Origin of the sequence: Sphingosinicella microcystinivorans (assembly GCF_003634215.1) — a bacterium.
GTDB lineage: Bacteria > Pseudomonadota > Alphaproteobacteria > Sphingomonadales > Sphingomonadaceae > Sphingosinicella > Sphingosinicella microcystinivorans.
On record NZ_RBWX01000007.1, the window covers coordinates 72,431 to 93,437 of the forward strand.

At 64.0% G+C, this 21,007-nt stretch carries 15 protein-coding genes and 1 tRNA gene; 7 read left to right on the forward strand and 9 right to left on the reverse strand.

Annotated elements, in window-relative coordinates; genetic code table 11:
• The first annotated feature begins 9 nt into the window (after window positions 1-9).
• From fdxA to DFR51_RS00605, 4 genes are all read left to right on the forward strand, one after another.
• Window positions 10-339: a ferredoxin FdxA gene (gene fdxA / locus DFR51_RS00590; RefSeq protein WP_121047122.1), complete on the forward strand. Its 330-nt coding sequence runs from the start codon at window positions 10-12 to the stop codon at window positions 337-339.
• Window positions 340-608: 269 nt separating this feature from the next.
• Window positions 609-1,148: a CarD family transcriptional regulator gene (locus tag DFR51_RS00595; protein ID WP_121047123.1), complete on the forward strand. Its 540-nt coding sequence runs from the start codon at window positions 609-611 to the stop codon at window positions 1,146-1,148.
• Between the two features lie 156 nt (window positions 1,149-1,304).
• Window positions 1,305-1,391, forward strand: a tRNA-Leu gene (locus tag DFR51_RS00600).
• A 52-nt stretch (window positions 1,392-1,443) separates the two neighbouring features.
• On the forward strand, window positions 1,444-1,932 hold the full coding sequence (locus DFR51_RS00605) for a GntR family transcriptional regulator (protein ID WP_121047124.1): 489 nt from the start codon (window positions 1,444-1,446) through the stop codon (window positions 1,930-1,932).
• A 21-nt stretch (window positions 1,933-1,953) separates the two neighbouring features.
• Here DFR51_RS00605 and DFR51_RS00610 read toward each other — a convergent pair whose 3' ends face one another.
• From DFR51_RS00610 to DFR51_RS00625, 4 genes are all read right to left on the reverse strand, one after another.
• Window positions 1,954-3,507 (reverse strand): DUF4139 domain-containing protein, encoded by a 1,554-nt coding sequence (locus tag DFR51_RS00610; protein WP_243445563.1) that lies wholly within the window; start codon window positions 3,505-3,507, stop codon window positions 1,954-1,956.
• 11 nt (window positions 3,508-3,518) lie between these two features.
• The gene (locus tag DFR51_RS00615) at window positions 3,519-4,883 is read right to left on the reverse strand and encodes a DUF4139 domain-containing protein (protein ID WP_121047125.1); all 1,365 of its coding nucleotides are present in this window, start codon (window positions 4,881-4,883) and stop codon (window positions 3,519-3,521) included.
• A gap of 102 nt (window positions 4,884-4,985) precedes the next feature.
• Window positions 4,986-5,435 (reverse strand): YaiI/YqxD family protein, encoded by a 450-nt coding sequence (locus DFR51_RS00620; RefSeq protein ID WP_121047126.1) that lies wholly within the window; start codon window positions 5,433-5,435, stop codon window positions 4,986-4,988.
• Window positions 5,435-7,216 carry a DEAD/DEAH box helicase gene (locus DFR51_RS00625; RefSeq protein WP_121049529.1) on the reverse strand — a complete coding sequence of 594 codons (1,782 nt, stop codon included), beginning with the start codon at window positions 7,214-7,216 and terminating at the stop codon, window positions 5,435-5,437. The genes DFR51_RS00620 and DFR51_RS00625 overlap by 1 nt, the downstream gene beginning before the upstream one ends.
• 217 nt (window positions 7,217-7,433) lie before the next feature.
• Between DFR51_RS00625 and DFR51_RS00630 the strand changes: the two genes are divergently transcribed.
• Both DFR51_RS00630 and DFR51_RS00635 read left to right on the forward strand, forming a co-directional pair.
• Window positions 7,434-8,117, forward strand: coding sequence for a GntR family transcriptional regulator (locus DFR51_RS00630; RefSeq protein WP_121047127.1), 684 nt, complete (start codon window positions 7,434-7,436; stop codon window positions 8,115-8,117).
• 218 nt (window positions 8,118-8,335) lie between these two features.
• On the forward strand, window positions 8,336-11,080 hold the full coding sequence (locus DFR51_RS00635) for a TonB-dependent receptor domain-containing protein (RefSeq protein WP_121047128.1): 2,745 nt from the start codon (window positions 8,336-8,338) through the stop codon (window positions 11,078-11,080).
• A 52-nt stretch (window positions 11,081-11,132) separates the two neighbouring features.
• On the opposite strand, the gene DFR51_RS00640 is transcribed toward DFR51_RS00635, so the two are convergent.
• The 5 genes from DFR51_RS00640 to DFR51_RS00660 all read right to left on the reverse strand — a co-directional run bounded on the left by DFR51_RS00640 (window position 11,133) and on the right by DFR51_RS00660 (window position 18,552).
• Window positions 11,133-12,311 carry a carbohydrate porin gene (locus tag DFR51_RS00640; protein WP_243445564.1) on the reverse strand — a complete coding sequence of 393 codons (1,179 nt, stop codon included), beginning with the start codon at window positions 12,309-12,311 and terminating at the stop codon, window positions 11,133-11,135.
• Between the two features lie 275 nt (window positions 12,312-12,586).
• Entirely contained in the window at window positions 12,587-14,875 is a 2,289-nt protein-coding gene (locus DFR51_RS00645) for a xanthine dehydrogenase family protein molybdopterin-binding subunit (RefSeq protein WP_121047130.1), read from the reverse strand.
• Window positions 14,872-15,330: a (2Fe-2S)-binding protein gene (locus DFR51_RS00650; RefSeq protein ID WP_121047131.1), complete on the reverse strand. Its 459-nt coding sequence runs from the start codon at window positions 15,328-15,330 to the stop codon at window positions 14,872-14,874. The genes DFR51_RS00645 and DFR51_RS00650 overlap by 4 nt, the downstream gene beginning before the upstream one ends.
• A gap of 58 nt (window positions 15,331-15,388) precedes the next feature.
• Window positions 15,389-16,987 (reverse strand): alpha/beta hydrolase, encoded by a 1,599-nt coding sequence (locus DFR51_RS00655; RefSeq protein WP_197723694.1) that lies wholly within the window; start codon window positions 16,985-16,987, stop codon window positions 15,389-15,391.
• A gap of 11 nt (window positions 16,988-16,998) precedes the next feature.
• A complete protein-coding gene (locus DFR51_RS00660; RefSeq protein WP_121047132.1) occupies window positions 16,999-18,552 on the reverse strand; it encodes a serine hydrolase domain-containing protein in 1,554 nt (517 codons plus the stop codon).
• A gap of 248 nt (window positions 18,553-18,800) precedes the next feature.
• Here DFR51_RS00660 and DFR51_RS00665 point away from each other — a divergent pair, with 248 nt between their 5' ends.
• Window positions 18,801-20,993, forward strand: coding sequence for a TonB-dependent siderophore receptor (locus DFR51_RS00665; protein WP_121047133.1), 2,193 nt, complete (start codon window positions 18,801-18,803; stop codon window positions 20,991-20,993).
• Window positions 20,994-21,007: the final 14 nt, after the last annotated feature.

Sequence of the window (21,007 nt, forward strand, 5' to 3'; positions counted from 1 at the left end):
TGACACGCGATGACTTATGTGGTGACCGAAGCCTGCATCAAGTGCAAGTATATGGACTGCGTGGAAGTCTGCCCTGTGGATTGCTTCTACGAGGGCGAGAACATGCTCGTCATCAATCCCAGCGAGTGCATCGATTGCGGCGTGTGCGAGCCGGAGTGCCCCGCGGAGGCGATTCTGCCCGATACCGAAGACGGTCTCGATCAGTGGCTGGAGCTGAATGCGACCTATTCGGCGCAGTGGCCGAACATCACTGCCAAGGGTGACGCGCCCGACGACGCGGACGCCCACAAGGGCGAAGCCGGCAAGTTCGAGAAGTATTTTTCTTCAAATCCGGGCTGATTTCGCCCGGCCTGCGCCCGATTGACGCAGATTCGACGTAGCGCCGACGTCACTTTTCTGTTATATAAGCGTCGTTGAGCGCAGTTTTGCGGGCTTTCTAGCCCCCTGAACCGCGCTCTTGCTTTGTATAATCCACCGCGCGCGGTCGCACCTGCCGGCCGCCCGCCTGAACGCAGGGTCGCGGCAGGACAATCTGAATTTTTCGCGTGTCCGATTTAGGTCGGGGCCACGTCCGCGCTCTTTGAACATCTGACGAAGGAACCAAATCTATGGCAGCAAAGGCACCTGGCTTCAGCGTTGGCGACCATGTCGTGTATCCGAAGCATGGCGTCGGCCGTATTGTTGAACTCCAGGCGACCGAAATCGCGGGCGCGAAACTGGAGCTCTATGTGCTGCGCTTCGAGAAGGAGCGCATGACGCTCCGCGTTCCCATGAACAAGGCCGAAGCCGTGGGTATGCGCAAGCTTTCGAGTCAGGCGACGCTCGCTGACGCGATGACGACGCTGAAGGGCAAGCCCAAGGTGAAGCGCACCATGTGGTCGCGCCGAGCGCAGGAGTACGAAGCGAAGATCAACTCGGGTGACCTCGTTTCGATCGCCGAGGTGGTTCGTGATTTGCACCGCGCTGAAGACCAGCCCGAGCAGAGCTATTCCGAACGCCAGATCTACGAAGCGGCGATCGGTCGTCTTGCCCGCGAACTCGCCGCCATGGAGGGCGTCGACGAGGCTGCGGCGCAAACCAAGATCGAAGAAGTGCTCATGAAGAAGCTCGCCGGCGTGAAGGCACAGCAAGACGCTGTAGCGGCCTGATTGCGGCATCTTTTTTCAGTTAAGAAGGGGCGATCCGAGAGGGTCGCCCTTTTTCATGGGGCAGCCGCTGATCCGCTGTTGCGGTCAGCGATTTTCCCTGCTAGAGGCCCACGCCTTGCCAGTCGGCAGAGCGCGAATGCGCCCTGCTTTTCACGTGCGGTCGTGGCGGAACTGGTAGACGCGCAGCGTTGAGGTCGCTGTGGCCGAAAGGCCGTGGAAGTTCGAGTCTTCTCGACCGCACCAAGTAGTGGTAAGTAATTGATATAGAAGAGAAATCCTCTTCCTCCGCCAGAATATGGTCGAGTTTCCGGAGGGCGCCCCTCCCTTCAATCCCGATGCGGAAGAGATCGCGGAAATCTGCGTTGCGCGCGGCCTTTTCGAAGCCGATGCTCTGCGGCTCGGTATGCAGTCCGATCCCGACAAGCTGATCGTGGCGCTGGGCAGGATTGTCGCCCAGGCCGCGATTGCCGTGGAAAAGAGCGATCTTGAAACGGTGGAAGCGCTCGATACGAATTTCCACGAAACGCTGCTGCGGCTATCGGGCAACCGCTACCTGCTGGAGAGCTATTCGCGTCTCGCGCTCAAGATGCGCGCGCTGCGGCACCGGCTGCCTTCGTCGCGCACGCGCATGTCGGAGGCCATCAGCCAGCACCGCCGCATCGTGGATCTCATCGCCGTTGGGGCCGTGGACGAAGCGGTTCAATCGATCGCCGATCATGTAAAAAATGTTCAGCAGGTGCTCGTCGCAAACATGGCGCGATCCGCCAACGGCGACGCAGGCTGATCGAACCGGACGGCGTACCTTTCAGCGCCGCTCCAGCTTCACGGTATAAGAGAGCGAAGCCGAGCCGTTCTCCGGCACGGTAACCGGCAGCACCCAGCCGCCCTGACCACGCTCGGTTCCCGGCAGGCGCTCTGCAAGATCGAAGGGCACGATGATCTCGGCACGGACCGGAACGGGCCGGGCGTTTGTGAGCTCGACACGCCAATCCTGCCGCTTCCGGCTCTCCTTCACCTTCGTCAGGCGCCATTGCACATCCGGGCTCTGTCCGATCGGGAATTCGACGCGTTCGTTCACGGCAAGATCGGCAAGGTCGGCGCTGCCCACCAGAAGATCGTTGCCTTCGATCGTCTCGAAAATGGTCACGGCGCCCGCGGGCAAGGGCACGCCCAGCCCCTTTTCCACGCTGTTCCTGCCGCGCAGCAGGAAGGGCATCGGCCGATAGTCCGGCGATCCCGAAGACACGTTCGCGGCGTATATCCGCTCGAACACGGCGGAAGGTTTTTCGATCATCGCGACCTGCTTCTGCCCTTGCGCCGACACGGTCACGCGTTCCGGCACGCGGTAGAGTTTCAGATCGCCGAGGTCTTCCTGCTCTGCCACCATCGCGACCGGTGCGGGTGCGGGCGGTGGCGGAGGCATCGGGATGGCGGGTCGACCCCGCCGCTGCGCGGTTACCACGATGTCTGCGAGGGCTTCGTAGGACCGCTCTTCTTCCGCGGGCCAGGGAAGACGGCTGAAAACGTGCCGGGGGTGCGTGCTGGTTATGTCCATCGGCCAGCATTTCAAATGCAGGGCAGGGTTCGATGGCTTCGGGGGCCGCGCGCTGCGTTCCCTCTTCGGCTGTCGGGCCACAACCTGAAGCCGCGCATCCGGGAACGTCTGCGCCCCACCATTGGCAAGCGTGAGCCAGGCGAACAGGGCGATCTTGCCGCTATCCGTGTCCGCCCTGGCAACATAGCTCGCCGACCAGTCGAACCCCTGTGCCATGTAAGTAAGCTGAACCGTTGCGGTCACCCGCCGGTCGCTGCGCGTCAACACGGAGAGCGTTGGGCGCGGCGAAAGGTCGGCCGGAATTTCGGGATAAAGCATCCGTTCGGGCAGGCCGGAGCAGGCGAGGGCCTCATAGCCTTCGGCGGTCTGGACAATCACGCCGCCGTTCGGTCCCGCCTGGATGATCGCATCCTGCTTGGTGACCTTGCCCGTCTGGCGGTTGGTGCGCTGCAGCGTGACGCGCCGCTTCAGGAAGGCGTCTACAAGCCCGGCGGGCGAAACAAGCCGCGCGTCGCGGTTCTTCTCGCGGACATCTTCCGGAAGGCCGGTAACGATCGCGGTTTCGGGCAAAAGGCCCTCCGCCACGCCTTCGAAGCGCACAATGCTGTCGCCGGCCGGAATGGTGATCGTCCGGGTTTCGCTGATGAGCGCGTAACCGGCCGGCCACGCCCGATCCAGAGCGCCGCTGCTGCGGCCCGGCGCCCGGTAGATCGTCACCGCGACATCGGAAACCTCACGAGATACGACGGTTGCGGCCGGAGCGGGCGCGGCCCAGCCGAGAAGCAGCAGGAGGGGCGCGATCACGCGCACTGGCGCTAGTACCGCGTGTCGAATGTTGCGGTCAGCTCGGTGGTGCCGTTGGCGGGGACGGGGACCTTCCATTCCATGCGGTCTGCAGAAACCCGGTTGCCGGCAATGCTCTGCGCGGGAACACGCACGTCACCCCACAGGCCGCCCTGCAGCACATCCACCGTCACCGGCTCCGGGCGGGCGTTGGTCAGCGTGTAGCGCATCGTCGTCTGCCACCGCCGTTCGGAGAGGCGCTTGCGCTCCTCCACCACGGTTTTCACCTTCACGTCGAAGGCGTCGCCGGTGGGCACGGCAAGCGAGGAGCCCATCGGCGTATGATCGATCCGACTTTCGCCGATGAACTGCGGGTCACCGCGCGCGTCGCGCATGTAGACGCGGATCGTGCCGGCGGGCAGTTGATCGCCGAGACCGCCCTGCCTGGAGGTGGAGAACTTGATGACGCTGACGGCGCTTCTCGGCGTGTCGTTGCTGCCGAGCCAGCCGTTCACGAACTCGTAGGTCTTGCGCGCGGGTGCGCCTTTCACATCCAGGAAGCTCACCTGCTTCTGCTGCGCGTTGGCGATCGTCGTGCGCTCGGCGAGCGGATAGAGATAATAGTCGCCCAGCCGCTCCCGCGTGCCGCTTTCCGTGCCCGCTTCGTCGAGCCGCCCGCCCAGCGCCTGGAAACGGTTTTGGCCGCCGCCGACATTGCCGGCGACGAGCAGCGTTCGCGCATTCGTGTAGGTCGTGCCGGTGTTGTTCGTGAGCGTCACCCAGCCCTGCATGTCTGTGGCGCCCGTCTTCTCGTCGAACAGCATCACATAGTCGCTGGTCCACCCAAGGCCGGGCGTAAGGTAGGAAAGCCGCGTCGGCACCGATCCGGCCCGCGCGGCTTCGATCGTCACCGAAAGCGTCGGGCGCGCGCGGAGGTTTTCCGGCACCTTGTCGAAGACGACGCGGACGGGAAGCCCGTCGTCCCGCAACACCTCGATCCGCGTACCGATCTGAAGCACGATCCCGCCGTTTGCCGCGAGAACGCGGGCCTGCTCGCGGGTTTCGGCGCCGGTGGCGGGATTGGTGCGGACGATCGTGATCGTCTTGCCGACCGCCTTTTCCATGAGTTTGTCCGGCGAGAGCAGGTCGTAATCGAAATTCTGCTCGACGATCGCGATGCCTGCCCCGGAAAGGCTGGTGGTTTCGGGGCGGATCTGCGCCGAAACATCCGGAAACTCCTGACGGCTGCGGCCCGCGGGGACGGTCAGCATGCGCGCATCCTGCACGAGTGCGATGTTGTTGTTGTAGATGGTGACCGCGAGGTCGCCCTGTGCGCCTTCAGCCAATACCGGTTCGGCCAAAACCAGAAACGGCAACGCGACCAGCAACGAACGCATGGGTCTCTCCCGACAATATGGAAGATAGTGGCCCGAACGTCTTGCTTTGAAAAGGCCTGAAAAAATGGAAGACGGCGGGGGCGTCCAACGCCGGCGCCGCCTTCAGGCCTGGCGCCGCAGGCGGACGAGCGCATCGTCGAGAGCCGAGAGAAAGCGCGACCGGTCTGCCTTGGTGAACGGAGGCGGCCCGCCGATCGCGTCGCCGTTGGCGCGCAGGTCTGCCATGATCGCCCGAGTGGCAACCGCACTTCCGATGGAATTGGCGGTGAAGAGCTTGCCGTTCGGTGCGATGACCGTCGCCCCGGCCTTTAGGCAGCGATCGGCGAGCAGGATATCGGCCGTGACGCACACCGCGGCGCCGTCCGCGCGTTCGGCGATCCAGTCGTCGGCCGCATCGAAGCCGTCGCTGACGACGACGCGGCTGATAAGGTCATGCGCGGGGGTGCGGATCGGGCTGTTGCTCACGATCGTCACCGGCACCGCATGACGGAAGGCGACCTTGTATATCTCGTCCTTCACCGGGCATGCATCGGCATCGACGAGGATTCGCATCACCGGGGGCGAGCCGGCTTCTTGTAACCGCCCGGCTTGCGGCCTGGATGCCGCGGACCGCGTGCGTCGCCGCCGCGTGCATCCGCGCCCCGTGCCCCGGCGCCGTGCGAAGGTTTCGGGCGATGCGGACGCGATGGCCCCGGCCCGTCGTTGTTGGCATTGCGGCGGTTATGCCGCGCCGCTTCGCGCGGCTGTCCCTCAATTGGCACGATTTCCACATCGTCATCGCTCTCGCTCGCCGGGGAACGGACCATGCTGAGGAACCGCGCGGCGGCGGCCTGTTGAACTTCAAACAGGGTCTCGTTCGCGGTGATGCGGATCGCGCCGATATCGCTGCGGCTGACATGGCCCCGGCGACAGAGCAGGGGCAGAATCCAGCGCGGATCGGCGTTCTGTCTGCGGCCAAGGTTCAGGCGGAACCACGCGCTGCCTTCGAAGCCGTCGCGTGGCGCGCGCGGGCCGGGCGCGCCGTTCTCGGCCAGCAATTCCTCCGGCTCGGGCAGAGCCGCGCGGTGAACATGCACCAGCGCGGCGGCGATCTCCTCGGGACTGCGTTCCGCCAGAAGCCGGTTGGCAAGAGCGCGGTCTTCCTCAGCGATTTCGGTCGGCGTCAGCAGCCGGGCGAGCAGCCTTTCGCTGTCGGCGCTGCGAATTTCATCGGCCGAAGGCGGCGCGATCCACTCGGCCGCGATCCGCGCCCCGCGCAGCATGGACTCCACGCGACGGCGCCGCGGATAAGGCACCACCAGGATCGCGGTGCCTTTCTTGCCGGCGCGGCCCGTGCGACCCGATCGATGCTGCAACGCTTCCGCATCGCGCGGTATCTCGACATGGATGACGAGCGAGAGGCCCGGCAGGTCGATACCGCGCGCGGCGACGTCGGTTGCGACGCAAACGCGCGCGCGCCGGTCGCGCAGCGCCTGAAGCGCTTGATTCCGCTCGTTCTGGCTGTGTTCGCCGGAGAGCGCCACGGCCGCAAAGCCCCGCTCGATCAGGCTTGCGTGCAGATGCCGCACATTATCGCGTGTCGCGCAGAACAATATGGCGGTTTCCGCCTCGTGAAAGCGCAGCAGATTGACGACGGCGTGTTCGATGTCTGACGGCGCGATGGCGACGGCCTGATAGCTGATGTCACCATGCCCGCGGTTCTCCTCCACCGTGGAGATGCGCAGCGCGTCGCGTTGATAGCGGCGCGCCAGTGCGACGATCGGCTTTGGCATGGTTGCCGAAAACAGCAACGTGCGGCGTTCCTGCGGCGTTGCGTCGAGCAGCTCTTCCAGGTCTTCGCGGAAGCCCATGTCGAGCATCTCGTCCGCTTCATCCAGGATAACGGCGGCAAGCGCGCGAAGCTCGAGTGCGCCGCGCTCCAGATGGTCGCGCAGGCGACCCGGCGTGCCCACGACGATCTGCGCGCCGCGCGCAAGCGCACGCCGCTCGAGCGAAGGGTTCATGCCGCCCACGCACGTCGTGACGCGCACGCCGGTGCTTTCGTACAGCCACGACAGCTCGCGGCTCACCTGAAGCGCGAGCTCGCGCGTCGGCGCGATGACCAGCGCAAGCGGGGCCTCGGCGGGCAGCGCCATGCTCTTTTCATCCAGCAAATCCGCGGCGATGGCGAGGCCGAAGGCTACGGTCTTGCCGGAACCTGTCTGGGCGGAAACGATCAGATCCCGCCCCTCCGCCTCGGTTTCAAGCACGGCAGCCTGTACGGGGGTGGGCGCAGAGTAGCCGCGCGTTACGAGCGCTTCGGATAGAAGCGCGGGAATGTTCTTGAAAATCATGTTCTCTTGCTTGTGCATTCCGCGACACATGTCGGCGGCGGCAAGGCGCTGTCGCCCGCTTTCGTCACGCGATAGGCGTGTCGCGGCGTTGACGCAATAGATGAACCGGCCTGGCGCCGGCCCAGGCCGGCCGCCGGCGTCGCCCCGGTGCCCCTTTGACTTGACATCTCCGGGCTGTACCACTTGGGCAACAGCGGAAACCCGATGCAGGACGAAGATGGCAGATCAACAGACGGAGACCGACTCCCTCGATGTTTTCGACCGGATCATGGATGCGATCGTCACGCAGCGCCTGGCGCCCGGCCAGAAGGTTTCAGAAAACATCCTGACGCGCATGTTCGGCATCAGCCGCACGGCGGCGCGCAACGCCATGGAGCAGATGACCGCTCAGCAGTTCATGGTCTCGAACTCACCCCGGATCACACGGATCGCCCCGCTTACCCTCCGCGACGTGAAGGAGAACTTCACGATCCGCAAGATGATGGAGCCGAGCATTCTCTCGATGATCTCGCCCCAGATCGAGGAGGCCGAGTTCAAGCGCCGCAACGATGCGATCTTCCACGAGGGCCCGATCGAGACCGATGAAGACGCGCTGCGGATTCTGAGAGCGAACCGGGAGTTCAACATTTACATCGCGCAGCAGACGCGGTTTCAGCTCCTGATCAGCTGGATCCGGCAGCTCGAGGAAACGACGATGCGAATCTACTGGATTTACATCAAGCTCACCAAGTCGCTGCCCTTCCCATGGGAGCAGCATAAAAGCCTGCTGGAACTGGTGAAGAACAATCAGACCGACGAAATTCGCAGGCATACGCTGATGATGATCTCGTCCTGCGAGGACAGGGTCCTCCATGCGATCTTTACCCACGGGAAGCTGAACGCCCACAGCCTCGGCCTGTAGAGGGCCGAATTTTCGCCTGTGCCTCGCGGATGCTTCTGCGTTAAGGCCATCCTGAAGGCGAGGCGGCTGTTATTCCGGAAGCTGCGAATGAAATATGGCAGCCTTATTTCTGAAAAAATCTCCAATAAGGCTGCTTTATTTCCAATCAGGAATGCTATATCAACTCCCTTGCGCTGAAAAACTCGGTGGAACCGAGAGCGATCAAAGGGGAAATCCAGATGATATTCAGGTCCAAATTCAAGAGCTTGGCTGGTGTGGCGCTGTGGGCTGTGGCAGCTCCGGCATTTGCGCAGGCCGCCGGCGATGCTGCTCAGGCGGATGAAGCCGCCGAGATCATCACGGTCACCGGTACGCGCATCAAGGGCAACTTCGAGGCGCCGACCCCGGTCCAAGCGATCGGGACCGAGCTTATCGACCAGCGCGGCACCACCAACGTCGCCAACGTCATCAACGAAATTCCGGCCTTCACCGGCACGCTGACGCCCGCCTCGACCAACCTGAACAGCCGTCAGAACGGCGTGAACGTGGTCGACCTTCGCGGCCTCGGCACCAATCGCAACCTCGTGCTCGTCAATGGCCGTCGCTCGACGCCGTTCGATGAATTCGAGAACGTCGACCTCAACGTCGTGCCGTCACTTGCGCTCAAGCGCGTTGATATCGTCACTGGCGGTGCTTCAGCGGCTTATGGTTCGGATGCCGTCTCGGGCGTCATCAACCTCGTCTATGATGAAAAGCTCGAAGAGCTGAAACTGAACGCGCAGTATGGGCTGTCAGATCGCGGCGATGCAGAGAATCTTCGTCTGTCAGCCGCATGGGGCAGTGGCTTCGATGAAGGCCGCGGTCACTTCCTGCTCGCAGCAGACTACGACGACAACAAGGGTATTCCTAAGGCCTCCGCGCGCAAGTGGCAGCGCCGCAGCCCGGCGATCGTCTCCAATCCGGATGACACCGGCCCGAGCGACGGCATTCCGGAGTACATGTTCCGCGATAACGCCGTCTTGTTCATTGGTAGCCCGAACGGCGTGACGCTTCCGTTGGGTTTTGCCACCGACAACCTCGAGTTCTTCCCGGACGGCATTGCGCGCACGCGCATCCTCGGCGACATCGGCGGCAACCTGATGATCGGCGGTAGCGGCTCGCGTCTTGCAGACCAGACCGCGCTGGTGGTTCCTACCGAGCGCTTCAACGTGCTCGGCGCAGTCAATTATGAAGTTTCGGAAAGCGTCACAGTGTTCGGCGAGGCGAGCTTCGCGCGTTCGAAGTCGCGCGGCGCGCTTGTAAATGCCTTCTCTTTCGGCGACGTGGTGATCACGCCCGATAATCCCTATCTGCCTGCGGATGTGGCTGCGCTCGGCGATCCCGTCGTTCTGTTCCGCACCTTTGAGGAATTCGATCCGATCACATCAGCGTCGGTGACTGAGAATATTCGCCTGGTAGGCGGCCTCAGGGGTAAGTTTGGATCGAATTGGAGCTGGGAACTTTCAGGGCAGTACGGCCAAACCGATTTCAGCAACAAGCAGTATAACAATCTGTTGGTTGGCAACCTCGTTAAGGCGGCCGACGCAGTTGATGTCGGGGGCAACATCGTTTGCCGCGTGAATGCCGATGCCGATCCGCTGAACAATGATTCGGCCTGTGTGCCGATTAACCTGTTCGGCAAGGGTTCACCGAGCCAGGCCGCGATCGATTACATTACCGAAACCGGCGTTTCGAAGACGCGCATCGAGCAGTCCGTGTTTGCTGGCCAAATCAACGGTGAACTCTTCCAGGGCTGGGCGGGTCCGATTCTTGCGACCGTCGGCGCGGAACATCGCAAGCAGAAATTGCATCGCACGGTGAACGCGCCGAACGACAACGAGGAGTTCCTGATCGTCAACGCGCAGCCGCTGGACGGTAAGTATGACGTGACGGAAGGCTTTGCCGAAGTTGCCATTCCGCTGATCGACGGCGCCCAGCGCCTCGATTTCAACGGTGCGGCGCGCTATACGCACTACTCCACGGTCGGCAATGTCGTCACGTGGAAGGCAGGATTGGTGTTCGAGCCGATCGACATTCTGCGCTTCCGCGGCACGATCTCCCGCGACATTCGCGCGCCCAGCATCGGTGAAACCTTCGTCGAAACCGTGCTCTTGTTCGGCAACCTCAGCAACCCGTTCATTCCTGGGAGCGGCACATCTCTCGTAAGGGTTCCGCTTTCGGGCAATGTGAATCTTAGCGAGGAACGCGCGACCACGAAGACACTTGGCGCCGTGCTGACGCTCGGAAGCTTCCGGGCTTCGCTCGACTGGTGGGATATCAATCTCAAGGATGCGATCGGCTCGCTGAGCCCGCAAGATGTCGTCAATCGCTGCTACGCCGGCGAAACGGAAATTTGCTCGCTCATTACCTTCGGACCGGGCCAAACGCTCGAGGAAGTCCGCCAGCAGAACCTGAACCTCGGCACCTACAAGCTTCGTGGTCTAGACTTCGAAGCGCGCTACGCGACCGACCTCGGCAACGGCACGCTGGGTCTCGGTGCCGTCGCGAGCTATCTCATTCACAAGAAGATCGCACCGTCGGGCGGTACGCCGCTGGATGTCGCAGGCGAAGTCGGCGGTCGTAACGCCGGCGGGATGCCGGATTTCAAGGCGACACTTTCGGCCAATTACGAAGCCGAACGCTGGGGTGCCTTCGTGCAGGCGCGCTATATCGATGGCGGCGTCTACGACGTCACCTTCGGCCCCGAAGATTTGTCGAAGAAAGACAACCACATCGGCGCGGTTGTCTACGTCGATATGTCGGTGAAGTACAAACTCGAGAACCTGTTCGGTTCGAACACCGAGATCTATGCGGGCGTCGACAATCTGTTCGATCGCACGCCCCCGGTTGCGCCGATCGACTTCATCTCGAACTCGGCAACCAACGCGTCGATCTACGATGTGATCGGACGCAAGCTGTACGTCGGCGTTCGCGCCCGGTTCTAGTTGCGGTTATCCCGGCCCGTGCATCCTGAATGCACGGGCCGGGCCCTTGTTCTCAGCCCAGAATATTGAACGAGATTTCTGCCCGCAGGCCGAAGGCGACCGCATTGCGCACGGTCGGGTCGGCGCCGGGATTGATGATGTAGTGCGCGCTCGGCTGGAGTGACAGCCACGACGCGACAGGCGCACGATAAGTCAGCTCGAAAGCGACCTCCGCGTTATCTGCCGGAACGGCACGCTTATACGCATCCCCCGTGAACGCAGCGGCAACGGCGAATCCCAACTGATCCTCGTCACGGCCCTTGAACGGCCCTGTGTAATTAAGGCCGGCGCTCGCGAACTTTCCGAACGTATTGAAGCGTCCGTCGGCGATGCCGAGACGGGCGAAGGCGGCGAGCCCCTGCGCGGGATCGCCGGCTTCCTCGAACAAGGCGGTTTCGCCGCGCACATAGAGACCGTCATTGCCGCGGCCGCTGTTGCCCGTGTGATCGTCGAAGCGTGCCGTGTAGCTCCAGCCGCCGAACAGAAGCCGCCCATGTGGCAGAGGTGCCTCGATTTCCGCGACGAGGAGCGCGCCGTCACCGTCGCCCAGCTTCACGGCGGTACGCTTCGTCCGATCAGGGTCGCCCGGAACACCGTCGAGCACGGCGGCGCGCACGACCCATCCTTCGGCTGGTTCAATGGAAACGCGCGCGGCAAGCGAGGTCGATGGGAAGATCGAAGGGCCGTTTTCGCCGGTCTGGGCGAAGTCTGTACCAATGCCGTGCGGGCTGCCGATGAACAGGCCGGAGGCGTCAAGCGCGTCGAACTCCGAGTTGAGATCGTAGAGGCCGACCCTCAGCGACCCGCCGACGAATTTCTGCTCGATCCACGCTTCGTAGAGGCGGAAGGCCTGCACGCCGGTTTCGATATTGCTCGCCGTCTGCGCGTCGCCGGCGAGGTCGCTGAACGACTTGCCGTTGTTGTAGAGGCCGTAGACGTGGGCGCTCGCGCCCTTCCACCCGGCAATCGCCTCGAGGTCGGCTTCGGCGACGATGTCGAGATTGTCGAGGTAGCGGCTCCCGCGCTTGAGGCCGCCGGAGACGTTGGACATCACTTCACCGGTATAGGTTGCCTGGAGCAGCAGCGGGGAATGGCTCTCGTCGATTTCGCCCCGGCTATGCGTGTGGCCGTGTGGAAGATGGCCTTCTGCAAATGCGGGGAATGAAACAACAGCGGCGAAACCCGCGATCACACAATATCGCATCAAACCCTCCCGACTTTGCAAGTCAATTTCAATATTAATTATGAGATGCCAGCATCAATAGGCTGACGCCGCGTATAACGCGGTTCAGTCGTTATCCTGATGATTTTCCGGTTCCTAGGAAAATTTTCGTTTTGATTATGAGAATGATTTTCGATTTGGATTTCTGTTTAAAGACATCCGAATCTTTTTCTCAATTTCATGCGCGATGCCGACGAAAATTCGTTCCAGCCAGACATCTTCCAAACTTCAGCGCGGATCTCGCGCTAGATTTTCAGCTGCTCTCCGATCGGCAGTGACCGGATGCGCTTGTTTGTCGCGGCATGGATTGCGTTGCAGAGGGCCGGCGCGACAGGGGGCACGCCGGGCTCGCCGATGCCGCCGGGCGGGGCGTTCCAGTTGCCGCCGCCGACGAGATGCACCTGCGTGACCTTCGGTGCGCCGTCGATGCGGGTGAGCGCATAACCGTCGAAATTATCCTGCTGGACGCGGCCCCCCTTGAAGCTGATCTCGCCAAGCGTTGCGAGGCTGATCCCCATCACGACCGAGCCTTCCATCTGCGATTGGATACGCTCCGGGTTCACCTGCGGGCCGCAGTCGACCGCGATGTCGGCGCGCTCGATGGTGAGTTCGCCGTCCGTGACCGAAACTTCGAAGGCGCAGGCGGTGTAGCTGACGAAGCTGTAGTGCGCGGCGATGCCGAGCCCGTGGCCCGCCGGCAGCGTACGGCCCCAACCGATGCCCTTGGCGGCGGCATTGATCACCGCCTTCAGCCGCGCGGTCTCGACCGGGTAGCGCGCCGGGTCCTCGCCGGAGTTGGTGGTGTCGCCCATCGCGCGCGGGTCGATCGTACGGTCGGGGCCGATAAGCTCGAGCAGATAGTCCTTTGGGTCGCGCCCCGCCGCCGCGGCAAGCTCGGCCACGAACGACTGCACCGCGAAGCAGTGCGGGATGTTGGAAACCGAGCGGAACCAGCCGATGCGCGTATGCGCGGTCGCTTCGCACGTCTCGGCGCGGAAGTCGGGAATCGCGAACGGCACGTTGCGCAGCCCCATGCCCTGCTCGAACGGCAGCTGGTGCTTCGGGTCCGGCCCGAAGATCGAGCCGATCGTGGGTGCCGCGCTCCGGTGCCGCCACGCCACCGTGCGGCCGTTCTTGTCGAGCCCGCCCTCCAGTCGCTCGACCGAAACGGTGTGGAAGTAGCTGTGGTGCAGGTCATCCTCGCGCGTCCACACCACCTTCACGGGCTTGCCGCCCGCCGCCCGGCTGAGCAGTGCCGCTTCGAGCACGTAGTCGGGCTTGGACTTGCGCCCGAACCCGCCGCCGAGCAGCGTCTGGTGGAGGGTGACATCGGCGACCGGAATCTTCAGCGCCTCGGCGATGAGGTCGCGCGCCGCCTGCGGGTCTTGCGTGCAGGCCCACGCCTCGCAGCGGTCGGCGGCGGCGTGTGCGAGTGCCATCGGCGGCTCCATCGGCGCCTGCGCGAGGTGGGGGAGATAATACTCCGCCGTGATGCGCTTCGCGGCCTTGCCGAGCGCGGCCTCCGCGTCGCCGTCGCTGCGCGAGACCTGCCCCGGCGCGCGGGCCGCGCGTTCGAGCTCGGTACGATATATGTCTGAATCGTAGGTGCCGTTCGGGCCGTCGTCCCACGCGATGGTGAGCGCCTCGCGCCCCTTGATCGCCGCCCAGGTGTTCGCCGCGAGCACGGCAACGCCGCCGAGCGGCTGGAATGCCGAGGGCAGCGTGGGCGCGGGCAGGTCGACGATCTGGACGACGCCGGGCACCTTCAGCGCCGCGGCTTTGTCCACGCTCTTCACCTTGCCGCCGTAGACGGGCGGGCGGGCGACCACGGCGTAGAGCATGTCCGGCAGGCGCGCATCGACGCCGTAGTTCGCGCGGCCCGTCGTCATGGCAACGCCGTCGGCGGACGCCACGTTGCGGCCGATGTAGCGGAACGTCGCCGGTGCCTTCAGCGTCACACTGTTCCGGTCGGGCACGGCGAGCGCTGCTGCATCCTTTGCAAGTGCGCCGTAGCCGAGCGTCCGCCCCGTGGGTCGATGCGCAACCGCGTGCAACTGCGCCGCGACCTCGCCGACGGGGACGCCCCAGCGTGTTGCGGCGGCCTGCTCCAGCATGGTGCGCGCCGCCGCGCCGCAGCGGCGGAGCGGCAGGAACAGATGGCGCATGCTGCGCGATCCATCAGTGTTCTGGTTGCCGTAGCGCGCCTCGTCGCCCACCGCCTGTTCGACACGCACGCGGCTCCAGTCCGCCTCGAGCTCGTCGGCGATCACCATGGCAAGGCTGGTGCGGATGCCCTGGCCCATCTCTGCGCGGTGGCAGGTGATGGTCACCGTACCGTCCTCTGCGATCGCAACGAACAGCGTGGGATCGTCGCGCCAGCCGCCGGACTGCGCATCGGCGCCATACTTCGGCGTTTCCTTCGCCTGCGCCAGCACGGTGCGGGGCAGGCCCATCGCGAGCACGAAGGCGCCGCCTCCGCCGAGGAGGCCGCGGCGGCTGATGTTGGCGATCCGGTCGAATGTTTCTGCCGTCATGCGTCCGCTCCTGCCGTGCTCGCCGCCTTTATCGCGGCGCGGATGCGGGCATAGGTGCCGCAGCGGCAGATGTTGCCTGCCATTGCGGCGTCGATGTCTGCGTCGGTGGGCTTCGGTGTTTCGGCGAGCAGCGCCGCCGCCTGCATGATCTGGCCGGACTGGCAGTAGCCGCACTGCGCGACGGCGTGCTCGCGCCAGGCGCGCTGCACGGCATGGTCGCCGCTTTCCGACAGACCCTCGATCGTCGTCACCGACTGGCCTTCCACCGCTGACATCGGAAGCTGGCACGACCGCATCGCCGCGCCGTCCACATGCACAGTGCACGCGCCGCACAGACCTGCGCCGCAGCCGAACTTGGTGCCGGTCAATCCCGCAAGGTCGCGCACGTACCAGAGCAGCGGCATGTCGGGATCGCCGTCATACGTGTGCTTTTTGCCGTTGATAATCAATTGCATAGACCGACCTCCGCATCTTCAGTCTATCGGTGTTTGCCCGCTGGTGCCTAACGGGAAATCACTGTCGCGGCGTCGACGACGCCTCCCACGCATCTTCGGTCGTCGCGACAAGCGCTTTCATCGTCGTCCACGGGCGCGCGCCGGGCACCTCGTGCGCGCCGCGGATCGCGGCCAAAGCGAAGGCGCGCAGGCGTTCCCGGACGCGCATCTTCTCCGCCTCGGGCCATGTTTCGAACGGGTGCGGCCCACGCACCACGACAAGCTCCTTAAGCCCCGGCACGCGGTCGTAGGAGGCGATCGTACCTTCCAGGCTGGCGGCATAATCCCAGAGGCCGCGCGCGAAGAAGGCGGCAGGCCATGTCTTCATGCCCGCAAGGATCGCCGATCCGGGGAAGAAGACAATGTTGTGCTCGATCTGGCTCGCGCCGATGAACAGGCCGCGATCCTTGCCGAGCCCGCGCTCCTCGTCCTCGGGCGTCGGTGTCGCGGAAACGAAGCCGGGGCCGCTCGTAAATTCCGCCATCAGCATCGCGCCCTTGATCGACGGGTCGCGGCGGGGCGGCGTGCAGGCGATCTCGGGAAGATCGTAGCTGCAGTCCTTGTCGAAGTTCATCGTCATCGCCCAGCCGGTCGCCATCGTGCCGCGCGAATTGCCGAGCAGCAGCGTGGGCAGTTCACCGGCCTTGCCGCGTAGAACGCGGGCGGCATCTGCGCCCGCATAGAGCCTGCCCATCGGCGACAGCGCGCGCATCCCTTCGCCCGAGCGGAGGCTGGCGAGCGCCGCCAGCAGATCGCGGCCCTGCTGCAGCGTGTTGGTGTCGCTGAAACCGCTCGAAACGCCGACGCCGCGCCGGTCATAGGCGAGCACGTCGAAACCCGCCGTATTCAGCATCGCCATCAGCGATCGCCACCCGGCCTGGCCGGGCGAGCCGGTGCGCGTGTTCGGGAAGGCATTGATCGCGGTTTTCCGGGTTTCGGGATGGACGCTGTAAAGCCGGTCCTCGGGATGATCGATCGCGGCGAGGCGCGTGCCGCCGCCGCCGCTCATCACGATGAGCGCGCGGACTGTGCGACCCTCCGCATCCGGCACGCCGCGCCCCTGCATATACCAGCCCCGGAGTTTGACCGGCGCTTCGATCCCCTTGTGGATACGCTCGTGTGCTTCAGCGGGGGCGGTGAATTCGACCGTGTAGGTGTTCGCTTCGACCGCGGCGATGGGTTCGCGATAGGGCGCTTGCGCGAAGAACGTCGGGCGCCGAATCGCCGCGAGATCGGCATTTTCGTCGGTCTTGCCGAGCAGGTGGCGATGGTGCGGATCGGTGATGCGTTGCTCCCGGTTGGGCGGCTTCCGGCGATTGACGACCGGCGACACGCGCGCCGCACACACGGGATCGGCCTTGCACTGAAGCCAGCGCGCGCGGAGGACGGGCTCCGCGAATTCATCGACGTAGAAATCGCCCGTGTAGCCCGCAGGCGTTCGGGCGCCGACGGTGGCGAACGGAACGCAGACCTTCGCACCCGTTTTCGAAGGGATGAGATAGCCGGGCAGCACCATGTCGCGGTCGTAGGCCACATAGGTTTCGCATTCGGGCGGTGGAAAGCGCTCGGCGCCAGCCGCCCCGCCCATCATCGCAAACAGCAAGGCCGCAGGCAGCATGGCGATCGTCCTCAGCCGAGCGTTGAACGGACGGTGGGGAGCGACATCGCCGCTGAATTCACGTTGACGCTGCGATCGAAGGTCATCGTGTCGCCATCGAAGCGGCACACGACCGTGTCGCGGAAGGCTGTTTCGGCGAATTGCCAGATCATCTCGAACGTGTCCGGCGCAGTCCAGCGCCCGCCCGCGACGACGACCATCGAATCCGGTTGGTACTGGTGGTGCAGCTTGTTGCCGGTCATGCTCGTCTCGCCCTCGATCCAGCGCCCGATCCCGACATCCACGCTGTGTTCGCCGCGTCCGTCGCGCATCGTGAAGCGGCAGCGGTCGCCTTCGAACGTGAAACCGAAACTCTCGATGCCATCGGCATTTTCGCTCGCCTTGAACGCCTTGCCTGAAATGCGTGCCACCATGGGCGATGTCGTGGCGGGCAGCGCCGGAAGCAGCGACAAGTTGCGTGTGCGCCCCGTCAGCGCCGCATAGCCCGCGTCGTTCGGCGACAGGCTCCCGGCGGCGAACGCGGCGGGGAAGTGCTTGTCAACGATCGGCGAAAGCATCTCGCTCTTGCGGATCGCGCCCGTGACGGCGAGCACCGCGTCGTGATCGGGGAAGACGATCGACATCTGCGTGAACAGGCCGACCGCGTAATACGTGTTGTTCGCGCCGATCCACCACTGATAGCTGTATTCGCCCTCGGCCACCTGCGGCTTGCTGACGGCCTCCACCCATGCGGGGGAGAGGATCTGCTGCCCGTTCCAGCGGCCTTTCTGCGCGTAGAGCATTCCGAGTTTGAGCGCGTCGGCGGTTTTCCAGGTGAGGCCGTTGCCGCCCGGATTGATGCCGCCCGGCCCCACGTCCCAGCTGAGCCCGGTGATGCCGAGGGGCTTGAAGAAACGCGGCTCCATATAATCGCGCAGCGTCTGCCCGGTTACCTTCGTGACGATGGCGGAGAGCATGAAACTCGCGGCGCTCGAATAGACGAAGCGGGTGCCCGGCTTGTGAACGACCGGCACCTTGAAGAATTCCGCGACCCAGCTCGTCTTGATCTGCCGCCAGACGGAGCCGGAGATTTCCTCGGCGTGCCCGGTGCGCATCGTGAGGAGGTCGCGCAAGGTCATCGCGGCGAGGTTTTCGCTCACCGTGGGCGGGAGCTCATCCGGGAAGAAGGAGGCGACCTTGTCGTCGATGCCGAACAGACCCTCCTGCATCGCAATGGCGACACCCGAGACGGCGACGCTTTTCGTGAGCGAGTGCATCATGTGCGGCCGATCGGCGCGATAGGGGGTCCACCAGCCTTCGCTGATCACGTCGCCGCCGCGCGACAGCATGAAGCTGTGCAGTTCCAGCCCCGCGCCCCGCACCTCGTCGAGAAAGGCGAGGATCGCCTGCGGATCGACGCCGTGTGCTTCAGGTCGGGCGCGGGGCAGGCCGTCGATGGGCGATACGCCCGGTGTTACCGCCCGCGCGCACGCGGCAAGGCCAGGCAATGCGATCAGCCCGGCACCGCCAAGCATCGATCCGGTGAAGCGGCGCCGTGAAAGGCTGAAGGTATCCGCTGTTTCCAATTTGGTCTCCCCGCGGCACGTGATGCCGTTCCTCCACACTAGCCTAGGAAAGCAGTCTGTCGCCAAGCTGTCACCCACCCGGCACAGGCGAGACAGGTTTGTGACAGCTAGGCGGCATATCGTCAGCCCGACATCGGCGTTCGCGTATCGCGGCGCGCCGGTCGAGAGACGCGGCGTGCCGGATCGTGCACGCCGGTAAATGGGGAAACTGCCGCTCTTTCGGGCGGAGATAAAAAGGGGTGCAAGGAATGGCCACGAAGTGGAAATGGATCGCCGGGCTCGGTGTCAGCGGAATCGCGATGGCAGCAGCCGGTCAGGCGATGGCGCAGCAGGCCGAATCCGGAGCGCAGTCGGGCCTCGTGCTCGAGGAAATCGTCGTCACCGCCGACCGTCAGGACAGCTATAGCGCGGATTTCGTGCAGGCGGGCAGCTTCCGCGGCGCGCGCCAGATCGATACGCCGCTCACCGTCAGCGTCATTCCCGAGCAGGTGCTGAAATCGCAGCAGGCGCAGAGCATTCTCGATGCGCTGCGCAACTCGCCGGGCGTCACCAGCTCGCAGACGAGCCCCACGGTTTACAATAACCTCTCGATCCGCGGCATTCCGGTCGAGAACCGCGGCAACTACCGCCTCAACGGCTCGCTGCCGATCGTGAACCTCATCGACCTGCCGCTTGAAAACAAGGTACGCGTCGAAGCGCTGAAGGGCGCGTCGGCGCTCTATTACGGCTTCACGACGCCGTCCGGCATCATCAATCTCACCACGAAGCGTCCGACGCTCGATCCGGTGTTCTCCGTCGCGGTGAACGGCAACGATCACGGCCAGGTGCAGGGCCACATCGACGCCGGCGGCACGTGGGGCATCCTCGGCGTGCGCGGCAACCTTGTTTACGGCACGGTCGATTCTGGCATCGACAACACTTGGGGCCGCCGCAGCTTCCAGTCCGGCGCGTTCCAGCTGACGCCTTCGGACAATCTTCGCATCAACCTCGATGTCGAGCATATCTCGAAAGAGGTGACGGAGCCGACCGTGCTTCAGCTCACGACGGCCACAACGGCGCTTCCGCGCCTGACGAGTGCGTCGAACAATCCCGGCAGCAAAGGTTTCATGAACAAGGCGGACGCGACCAACGTCCTCGGCCGTGTGGCGTGGAAGTTCACGCCGGCATGGGAGATCGTCGCCGAGGGCGGAATTTCATATCTGGAACGCGATCGTCGTTTCAGCTCGCTGTCAGCCTTCGACCCTGTCACCGGCAAGGGGCGCCTGACCATGGGCGCGGCGGATGGCCAGCTTTACCGGAACAAGAACGGGCGCATCGAACTTGCCGGCACCTTTGCGACCGGTCCTGTCATTCATGAACTGCTCGTGGGCGCGTCGAAAAATATCCGCCGTCAGTATTCGCCGTTGTCGAATGCGAGCGTAGGCACGAACAATCCGACCACGCGCGCAAACTGTGTCGCACTCGGACTTGCCTCGGACTGTTTGCAGAGCGCGTATGATCCGATCGACCTCCCGGATATCCGCTACGACGGCACGACGCCGTACAACCCCGCACGCGATACCTCGATCGAGGATACCGGCTTCTATGCCTTCGACCGGATGCGTTTCGGCGGACCCAACGATGATCTGATCAGCGTGCTCGTCGGTGCGCGCAAGTCGATCTACAAGGAGAAGCGGAAGAACGCCGTCGGGCCGAGCACGGAAACCTTTTCCGACAAGCCGCTCGCGCTGTCGGGTGGCCTTGTGGTAAAGCCGCAAGAGTGGATCAGCGCCTATGCGACCTACATCGAAGGCCTTGAATCGACGCCGGGCGCGCCGCTGACGGCGAACAATGCGGGCGAGATTCTGCCGGCAAGCAATTCGAAGCAGTACGAAGGCGGTATCAAGGTCGAACCGAAGAAGGGCCTGCTGTTCACGGCGGCCTACTTCGATATCACGCGGCAACTGACGTATCTCAATTCCGCGAATTTCTTCGTGCAGGATGGCAGGGCCACCTATCGCGGCCTTGAACTCAGCTTGACGGGTGAAGTTACGCCGGACCTTTCGCTTTACGGATCGGCATTGTTCCTGCGCGCCAAGCAGGGTGAAACGGCAGACACGGCGCTAATCGGCAATCGCATCGAAAACACCGCGAAGTCGCAGTGGTCGGTGTCGGGCGAATATCGCCTCACGCAGCTTGTGGAAGGTCTCGCGATCAATGCGGGTGCCTATTACACGGGAGCGCGGGCGATCAATCCGCAGAACACGCTGTTCGTTCCGGGTTACACGCTGTTTGATCTCGGCGGATCGTATGCCTTCGAGATCGGCGGCGTGGGCATGACCGCGCGCGTCAATGCCCAGAACATCACGGGCAAGAAGTATTTCGCCTCCACGAGCAGCAACTACATCGCCTTCGGTGCGCCGTCGGTGATCAAGTTCTCGCTCACCGCGAACATCTTCTAAGCGGGTATTGACCG

Bases quoted from the DNA above. Each gene is read 5' to 3' on its own strand.
- DFR51_RS00645 (WP_121047130.1), bottom strand. From the start codon at position 14,875: ATGACGGCAGAAACATTCGACCGGATCGCCAACATCAGCCGCCGCGGC.
- DFR51_RS00650 (WP_121047131.1), bottom strand. From the start codon at position 15,330: ATGCAATTGATTATCAACGGCAAAAAGCACACGTATGACGGCGATCCC.
- DFR51_RS00630 (WP_121047127.1), top strand. From the start codon at position 7,434: ATGGCAGATCAACAGACGGAGACCGACTCCCTCGATGTTTTCGACCGG.
- DFR51_RS00615 (WP_121047125.1), bottom strand. From the start codon at position 4,883: ATGCGTTCGTTGCTGGTCGCGTTGCCGTTTCTGGTTTTGGCCGAACCG.
- DFR51_RS00595 (WP_121047123.1), top strand. From the start codon at position 609: ATGGCAGCAAAGGCACCTGGCTTCAGCGTTGGCGACCATGTCGTGTAT.
- DFR51_RS00665 (WP_121047133.1), top strand. From the start codon at position 18,801: ATGGCCACGAAGTGGAAATGGATCGCCGGGCTCGGTGTCAGCGGAATC.
- DFR51_RS00605 (WP_121047124.1), top strand. From the start codon at position 1,444: ATGGTCGAGTTTCCGGAGGGCGCCCCTCCCTTCAATCCCGATGCGGAA.
- DFR51_RS00625 (WP_121049529.1), bottom strand. From the start codon at position 7,216: ATGATTTTCAAGAACATTCCCGCGCTTCTATCCGAAGCGCTCGTAACG.
- fdxA (WP_121047122.1), top strand. From the start codon at position 10: ATGACTTATGTGGTGACCGAAGCCTGCATCAAGTGCAAGTATATGGAC.
- DFR51_RS00635 (WP_121047128.1), top strand. From the start codon at position 8,336: ATGATATTCAGGTCCAAATTCAAGAGCTTGGCTGGTGTGGCGCTGTGG.
- DFR51_RS00655 (WP_197723694.1), bottom strand. From the start codon at position 16,987: ATGCTGCCTGCGGCCTTGCTGTTTGCGATGATGGGCGGGGCGGCTGGC.
- DFR51_RS00620 (WP_121047126.1), bottom strand. From the start codon at position 5,435: ATGCGAATCCTCGTCGATGCCGATGCATGCCCGGTGAAGGACGAGATA.